The organism is Sutterella sp., assembly GCF_030539355.1.
Classification (GTDB): Bacteria; Pseudomonadota; Gammaproteobacteria; order Burkholderiales; family Burkholderiaceae_F; genus Sutterella.
Genome location: NZ_JAUNSF010000139.1, coordinates 1 through 6,107, shown reverse-complemented (window position 1 = coordinate 6,107; position 6,107 = coordinate 1). Strand labels below are relative to the sequence as shown.

Here is a 6,107-nt window from a genome sequence, read left to right as displayed (position 1 = left end):
TTGCGGCCGTAGAAGGCCTTGAGCTTCGCGAGGGCCTGGTCGACGTACTCAGGAACCCAGTAGGTCGAGATGTGCGTGGCGTTCGGGATGATGAAGAGCTCCTTGTCCTTCGTGCCCGTGGCCTTCTTGAAGGCGTCCTCGGTCAGGTAGCGCGAGTCGGCCTTCTCGCCGGCGATCATGAGGAGCGGCTGGTTGATGAGCTCGATCTGGTTCGTGGCGTCCCAGCTCATGAGCTCCATCAGGCTCGCCGTCGTGTAGCGGAAGGTCGAGTTGGCGTGGCGGTGCGTCTTGCCGTAGTAGATCATGCCCTCGCGGTAGAGGTCGGTCGTGATCTTGGCGACGCCCTCGTCGGTGAGCGCGTCGAAGTCAACGTTGCCCGAGTAGGAGAGGCTGCCCGAGGCGCGGGCGTCCGAGGCGGCCTTCATGCGCTCGTTGATCGTGTCCATCTGGCCGTCGAGGTAGCCGTTGCGGCGCACGCGCCCGGAGTTGAACATCGAGAGCGTGGCGACGGCCTTGAAGCGCTTGTCGCTCTTGGCGGCCTCGAGCGTGTACCCGCCGCCGCCGCAGATGCCGAGCACGCCCACGCGGTTCGCGTCAACGCCGGCGTAGTGCGTGATGTAGTCGGCCATGCCGTGGATGTCCTCGGCGCGGTAGAAGGGCTTGTCGGTGTTGCGGGGCTCGCCGCCGCTCGCACCCTGGAAGGCAGCGTCGGCGGCGATCGTCACGTAGCCGAGCTCGGCGAGGCGCTGGGCGTAGAGGCCGGCGACCTGCTCCTTCACGCCGCCGTTCGGGTGGGCAACGACGATGGCCGGATAGGACTTCTTGGCGTCGAAGTTGGCGGGCGTGTAGACGTTCGCGGCGATGCGGATGCCGTTGAGTTCGTAGGAGACCGGGTGAATGTTCACCTGGCCCGCGACGTTCTGCGTGATGGCGCCGCGGTAGACGAGGCCGAAGGGGTTGGCGGGCGGGTTCTCGCCGGAGAGGCCGGCGACGGCCGACGAGGCGGCCGAGCCGATCGAGAAGGCGGCGGCGAGGACGAGAGCGGTCTTGCGGAAGGACATGATTCGAGGCTCCTTGTGATGAACGAATTTCCGGGGATTCCTCTCCGGGACCTCAGGCGGTCCGGGGCGGGGAATCCGTGATTTCCTTGAGGAAAATTCTGCGGAAAATCCGTGCTCGGCCATTGACGGGAGCGTCCTCCGGTTTGCACGATTCTCCCTGAGTTCATGCTCCCGGGAGGATCGTGCATGCTTCAGAGAGTCAGAGTTTCCCGGAGCTCAGGAAAAAGAAAACGGCGCCCGGAGAAGTTCTCCGAGCGCCGCAGATGACAGAAGCGAGCCGCTGCTTCCGTGATCAATCGATGCCGGTCACCTTGAAGCCCGCGCCTTCGACGGTCGCGGTGAGCATCTCGTTCGTGACGAAGAGGTCGGCGTCAACGACGGCCTGCTTCTTCTCGAGGCTCACCTCGACCTCGTCGATGCCGGGAAGCGCGCGAAGCGCCTTCTCGACCGACGCGGTGCAGTGGCCGCAGTGCATGCCTTCAATATGGATGGTCTTCTGAGTCATTTGTTTTCCTTTTGCCTTTCCGGAGGCGTCTGATCCTTCAATTCTGCCCCCTTTGGGAGCGTTCTGGGGAACCTCGTCGCTGATGAGCTTCGGGCGGAAGAATCTCAGCCGGAGCGCGTTCGTGACGACGGAGAAACTCGAGAGGCTCATCGCTGCGGCGGCGAGCATCGGCGAGAGCGTCAGGCCCTTCGAGGCGAAGACGCCCGCGGCGATCGGGATGCCGATCGCGTTGTAGATGAAGGCCCAGAAGAGGTTCTCGCGGATGTTGCGCATCGTGGCGCGCGAGAGCTCGATGGCGCGCACGACGTCCGTGAGGCGGCTCTTCATGAGCACCACGTCGGCCGAGGCGATGGCGACGTCGGTGCCCGCGCCGATCGCTGCGCCCACGTCCGCGGCGGCGAGCGCCGGGGCGTCATTGACGCCGTCGCCCACCATGAGGACGCGCTTGCCCGAGGCACGGAGCTTCTCGACCTCCTCGGACTTCTGCGCAGGGAGGACGCCGGCGATCACGTTCGTGATGCCCGTCTTCGCGGCGATCGCCTGCGCGGTGCGCGGGTTGTCGCCCGTGAGCATCGTGACGGAAACGCCGAGCTTATCGAGCGCCGCGACGGCCTCCGCGGAGTCGGGCTTCACCTGGTCGGCGACGCGGATGAGGCCGAGGAGCGACCCCGGCTTCCCGTCCGCGGGCTCCTGACCGATGAAGAGCGGCGTCTCGCCCGAGGCGGCGGCCTGGTCGGCCGCGGCCGCGATGGCATCGGGCAGAACAATGCCGAAGGCCTCGGTCATGCGGGCGTTGCCGGCGAAGTAGCGCTTCTTGCCGATGCGGGCGGCGATGCCCTGGCCGGCGGTCTGCGTGAAGTCCTCGATGGGCTGGAGCGGCAGCGCCTTTGCCTTCGCCTCGGCGATGATCGCGGCGCCGAGCGGGTGCTCGGAGGCGCTCTCGAGCGACGCGGCGGTCATGAGGAGCGGCACCTCGAGGCCCGGCATCGCCGGGGTGAGGCCCGTGACGACGGGCTTGCCGGTTGTGACCGTGCCGGTCTTGTCGAGCACGGCGGCGTTGGTGCGGCCGAGGAGCTCAAGCGCCGTGGCGCTCTTGAAGAGGATGCCGCGGCGGGCGCCCTGGCCCGTGCCCACCATGATCGCGGTCGGGGTGGCGAGACCGAGCGCGCAGGGGCAGGAGATGACGAGGACCGAGATCGCGCAGGTGAGGGCGAAGCTGAAGGATTCGCCGAGAAGCAGCCACACGACGAGCGTGAGCAGCGCGATGCCGATCACGACCGGAACGAAGACGCCGCTCACGCGGTCGGCGAGACGCGCCACAGGGGCCTTGCTCGTCGTCGCCTCGTCCACGAGACGGATGATCTGGGCGAGCGCCGTGTCCTCGCCCACGCGCTCGGCGCGCATGACGAAGTGACCGGAGGCGACCAAGGTCGCGCCCGTGAGGCTGTCGCCCGCGGCTTTCTCGACCGGGGCGGACTCGCCCGTCATGGAGGATTCGTCGACGCTGCCCGCGCCCTCGAGCACGACGCCGTCGACGGGAATCGTCGCGCCCGTGCGGAGCACGACGCTGTCGCCGGGCTTCACCTGCTCGGCGGGCACCGTCACCTCGCGGCCGTCCCGGAGCACCGTGGCGGTCTTCGGGGCGAGCGCAGCGAGACGCTCGATCGCGTCCGTGGTCTTTCCCTTGGCGCGCGCCTCGAGCCACTTGCCCACCGTGATGAGCGTGACGATCATCGCCGCACCCTCGAAGTAGAGCCCGTGCGCGAGGTGGAGCGCGTGGTCGGTGTGCCCGAGCCCGGCGTGCCAGCTCGCCTCAAGGAGCACCCAGCAGCCGTAGATGAAGGCGGCGGAGGCGCCGACGGCGATGAGGCTGTCCATGTTGGGCGCCCTCATCGCGAGCGCCTTGAAGCCGCGGATGAAGAAGATGCGGTTGAGGAAGAGGGGCGGGAGCGAGAGGATCAGCTGCGCGACGCCGCGCATGAGCCCCGCCTCGTGCCGCCCGAGCCACTCGGGCGCCGGGATGCCCATCATCGGGCCCATGCTCACGTACATGAGGACGACAAGGCACCCGATCGACCAGATGAGGCGCGTGCGCACGGCGTCGGCCTCGGCCTTCGCCTCCTCGGCGCGCGAGGGGCCGGCGTCGGCTTTCTTCTCTCCGTCGGCGCGGGAGGCGCCGTAGCCGGCCTCGATGACGGCCGCGACGATCGCGTCGGAGATCCCCGCGGCGCTCTCCTTGTCGGGAGCGGCGCAGTCGACGTCCATGGAGTTCTTGAGGAGATTGACGGCGACGTTCGTGACGCCGTCAACGTTGCCGACGACCTTCTCGACGCGGGCCTGGCAGGCCGCGCAGCTCATGCCGGTCACGTTGTAGCGGAGCCGGCAGGTCGTGGTGTTCGTGGGTGTGGAAGGCATGTTCTATGTCCGGACGGCCGGGTGACCGGGCGCTCTGCGCCGGTCCGCCGGTCGGATGCGATTCTTTCTCTGGAAAGGAGACTATAGAACGGTGAAGCGCCTCAATGTCAATAGTTCTCAATATTGAATAGGATCTCTCCCATCGGAGGCATCCGCGGCACCGTCGGCCGCCCCGCCGTCGCCCGCGAGCACTTTCCGGAGCTCGGTGACGAGCGCCCGTGCGAGCGGGCTCGCGAGCCTGTCGGCCGGCCAGGCCGCGACGGCCTCGTAGCGGACCTCGGGCGTGAGCGGGATGAACTTCACGCGGCTGTCGTCGGCGACGACCCCTTCGATGCAGAGCGCGGCCACGTCGGGCTTCTCGCTCGTGCGCACGAGGAGTGCGGCGTTCCCGAGCAGGTTGTAGGTGCCGAGCGTGTGGAGTTCCTCGAGCCGGAAGCCGGCGCTCCCCGCAAACGACCCCGTCTCCTCGTCAGAGACGCGGCGCGGCACGTAGAGCTCAAGCGTGCGGAGATCCTCGTGCGTCACGGCGGTGTGGCCCCCGAGGGGTCCGTCGCGCCGCGTGAGCACGCCCCAGCGCGCGGCATCGGGAAGCGGGAGTGTCTCGAACCCGGAGAGGTCCGCGCCTGAGGTGAAGACGGCGAGGTCCGCCTGTCCGAGGCGGAGGTGCTGCGCGGCCACGTCGGCCGTGACCGAGAGAAAGTGGCACCGCACAGCCGGGTGCGCGGCCTGCAGCTTCCCCACGGCCTGCGCGACCGCGGCGAAGGAGGGCATCTCGCCCGCGGCGATCGTGAGGTCTCCGGAGAGGAGGTCCGCGCTTCTCGCCTCCTCGCGGGCCTGGTCGGCGAGCGCGAGGATCGAGACGGCGCGGCGGTAGAAGAGCGCGCCCTTCTCGGTGAGCTCGATGCGGCGCGTCGTGCGCTCGAGGAGCGCCTGACCGAGCTCGTCCTCGAGCTCCGCGACCTGGCGCGAGAGCGTGGGCTGCGTGACGAAGAGCTTCTTCGCCGCCGCCGTGTAGCTCCGCTGGCGGACGACCTCGACAAAGTACCTGAGGGCTCGGAGTTCCATGAGAGTGTTCCTCCCGCCGACTTATGCGGCGACCGAATCAGTTCTTATAAAAATAAGGAAATTGTATTTCCGCGCTTCGAATTGTATGCTTAACGCATGAATTCTGCGATAGATGCTTTCAATGAATCAATCGGAGGCATCCCTTGCAGGGCAGGTCAAACACTTTTGAAGGAGAACGCTCATGCGGTCGACTTTCCTCAAGAAATGCGTGCTCGTCACAGCGCTCCTCACGATCGGAGGCGGCGCGATGGCTGCGGAAATTTTTCTGACGACGGGCGGCGTGACCCATGCGGTCACGATCGAGGATCATGACGCGGCGAAGTCGCTCATCGCGATGCTGCCGCTCGACCTCAAGTTCGAGGACTACGGCTCGGTCGAGCGCATCTCGTATCTGCCGAGGAAACTCACGCTCGGCAACGCTCCGACGCGCACGACGCCCGCGGCGGGCGACCTCACGTACTACGCGCCCTGGGGGAATCTCGCCGTCTTCATCGGCAGCTTCCGTACCTCCGACGGTCTCGTTCCGCTCGGTAAACTTTCCCGTGAGGCGCTAGACGCCGTCCGCAGCTCGGGTGACCACACGGTGCGTCTCACAGCCGCCCGCCCGTGAGGTCCTGTACCTGGCATTCAGATCTGAACATTTCTTGAGGAATAACAGAGATGACTCTGGAGAAACTTCAGCTTCGCCGCCGTGATTTTGTGCTCGGCGGCCTCGGACTCGGCGCGGCCGCCCTGGTGAGCGGCTGCGCGAACCGACCCACTGTCGCGGAGGCTCCCGCGGCTGAGCCCGCCCCGGCTCCGGCTCCTCAGCCGGCCGCCCCGGCGCCCGCGATGGTTTTCCCTGCGCCGCGCACGACGAAGCTCCCGCAGCGTTTCCTGCGTGACATGAAGGTCTCGGCGATCGGCCTCGGGTGCCTGCCGATGGTGGGCTACTACGGCGGCACGTACGAGAAGGCCGACATGATCCGCCTCATTCGCCACGCGTTCGAGAGCGGCGTCACGTTCTTCGACACGGCCGAGGTGTACGGCCCCTACACGAGCGAGGAATGGGTCGGCGAGGC

Annotated in this window: 5 protein-coding genes; 2 read left to right on the top strand and 3 right to left on the bottom strand. The window is 67.3% G+C overall.

Annotation, left to right across the window (positions count from 1 at the left end):
• From Q4F91_RS12550 to Q4F91_RS12540, 3 genes are all read right to left on the bottom strand, one after another.
• A partial coding sequence (locus Q4F91_RS12550; RefSeq protein WP_303338069.1) for an alpha/beta hydrolase occupies positions 1–1,061 on the bottom strand: 1,061 nt, incomplete at its 3' end.
• A 292-nt stretch (positions 1,062–1,353) separates the two neighbouring features.
• A complete protein-coding gene (locus Q4F91_RS12545; RefSeq protein ID WP_303338068.1) occupies positions 1,354–3,981 on the bottom strand; it encodes a heavy metal translocating P-type ATPase in 2,628 nt (875 codons plus the stop codon).
• A 117-nt stretch (positions 3,982–4,098) separates the two neighbouring features.
• On the bottom strand, positions 4,099–5,046 hold the full coding sequence (locus Q4F91_RS12540) for a LysR family transcriptional regulator (protein WP_303338067.1): 948 nt from the start codon (positions 5,044–5,046) through the stop codon (positions 4,099–4,101).
• Positions 5,047–5,227: 181 nt separating this feature from the next.
• On the opposite strand from Q4F91_RS12540, the gene Q4F91_RS12535 reads away from it, so the two are divergent.
• Both Q4F91_RS12535 and Q4F91_RS12530 read left to right on the top strand, forming a co-directional pair.
• Positions 5,228–5,656, top strand: coding sequence for a cyclophilin-like fold protein (locus Q4F91_RS12535; RefSeq protein WP_303338066.1), 429 nt, complete (start codon positions 5,228–5,230; stop codon positions 5,654–5,656).
• Between the two features lie 50 nt (positions 5,657–5,706).
• Positions 5,707–6,107: aldo/keto reductase (locus tag Q4F91_RS12530; protein WP_303338065.1), on the top strand; the 401-nt coding region annotated here is incomplete at its 3' end.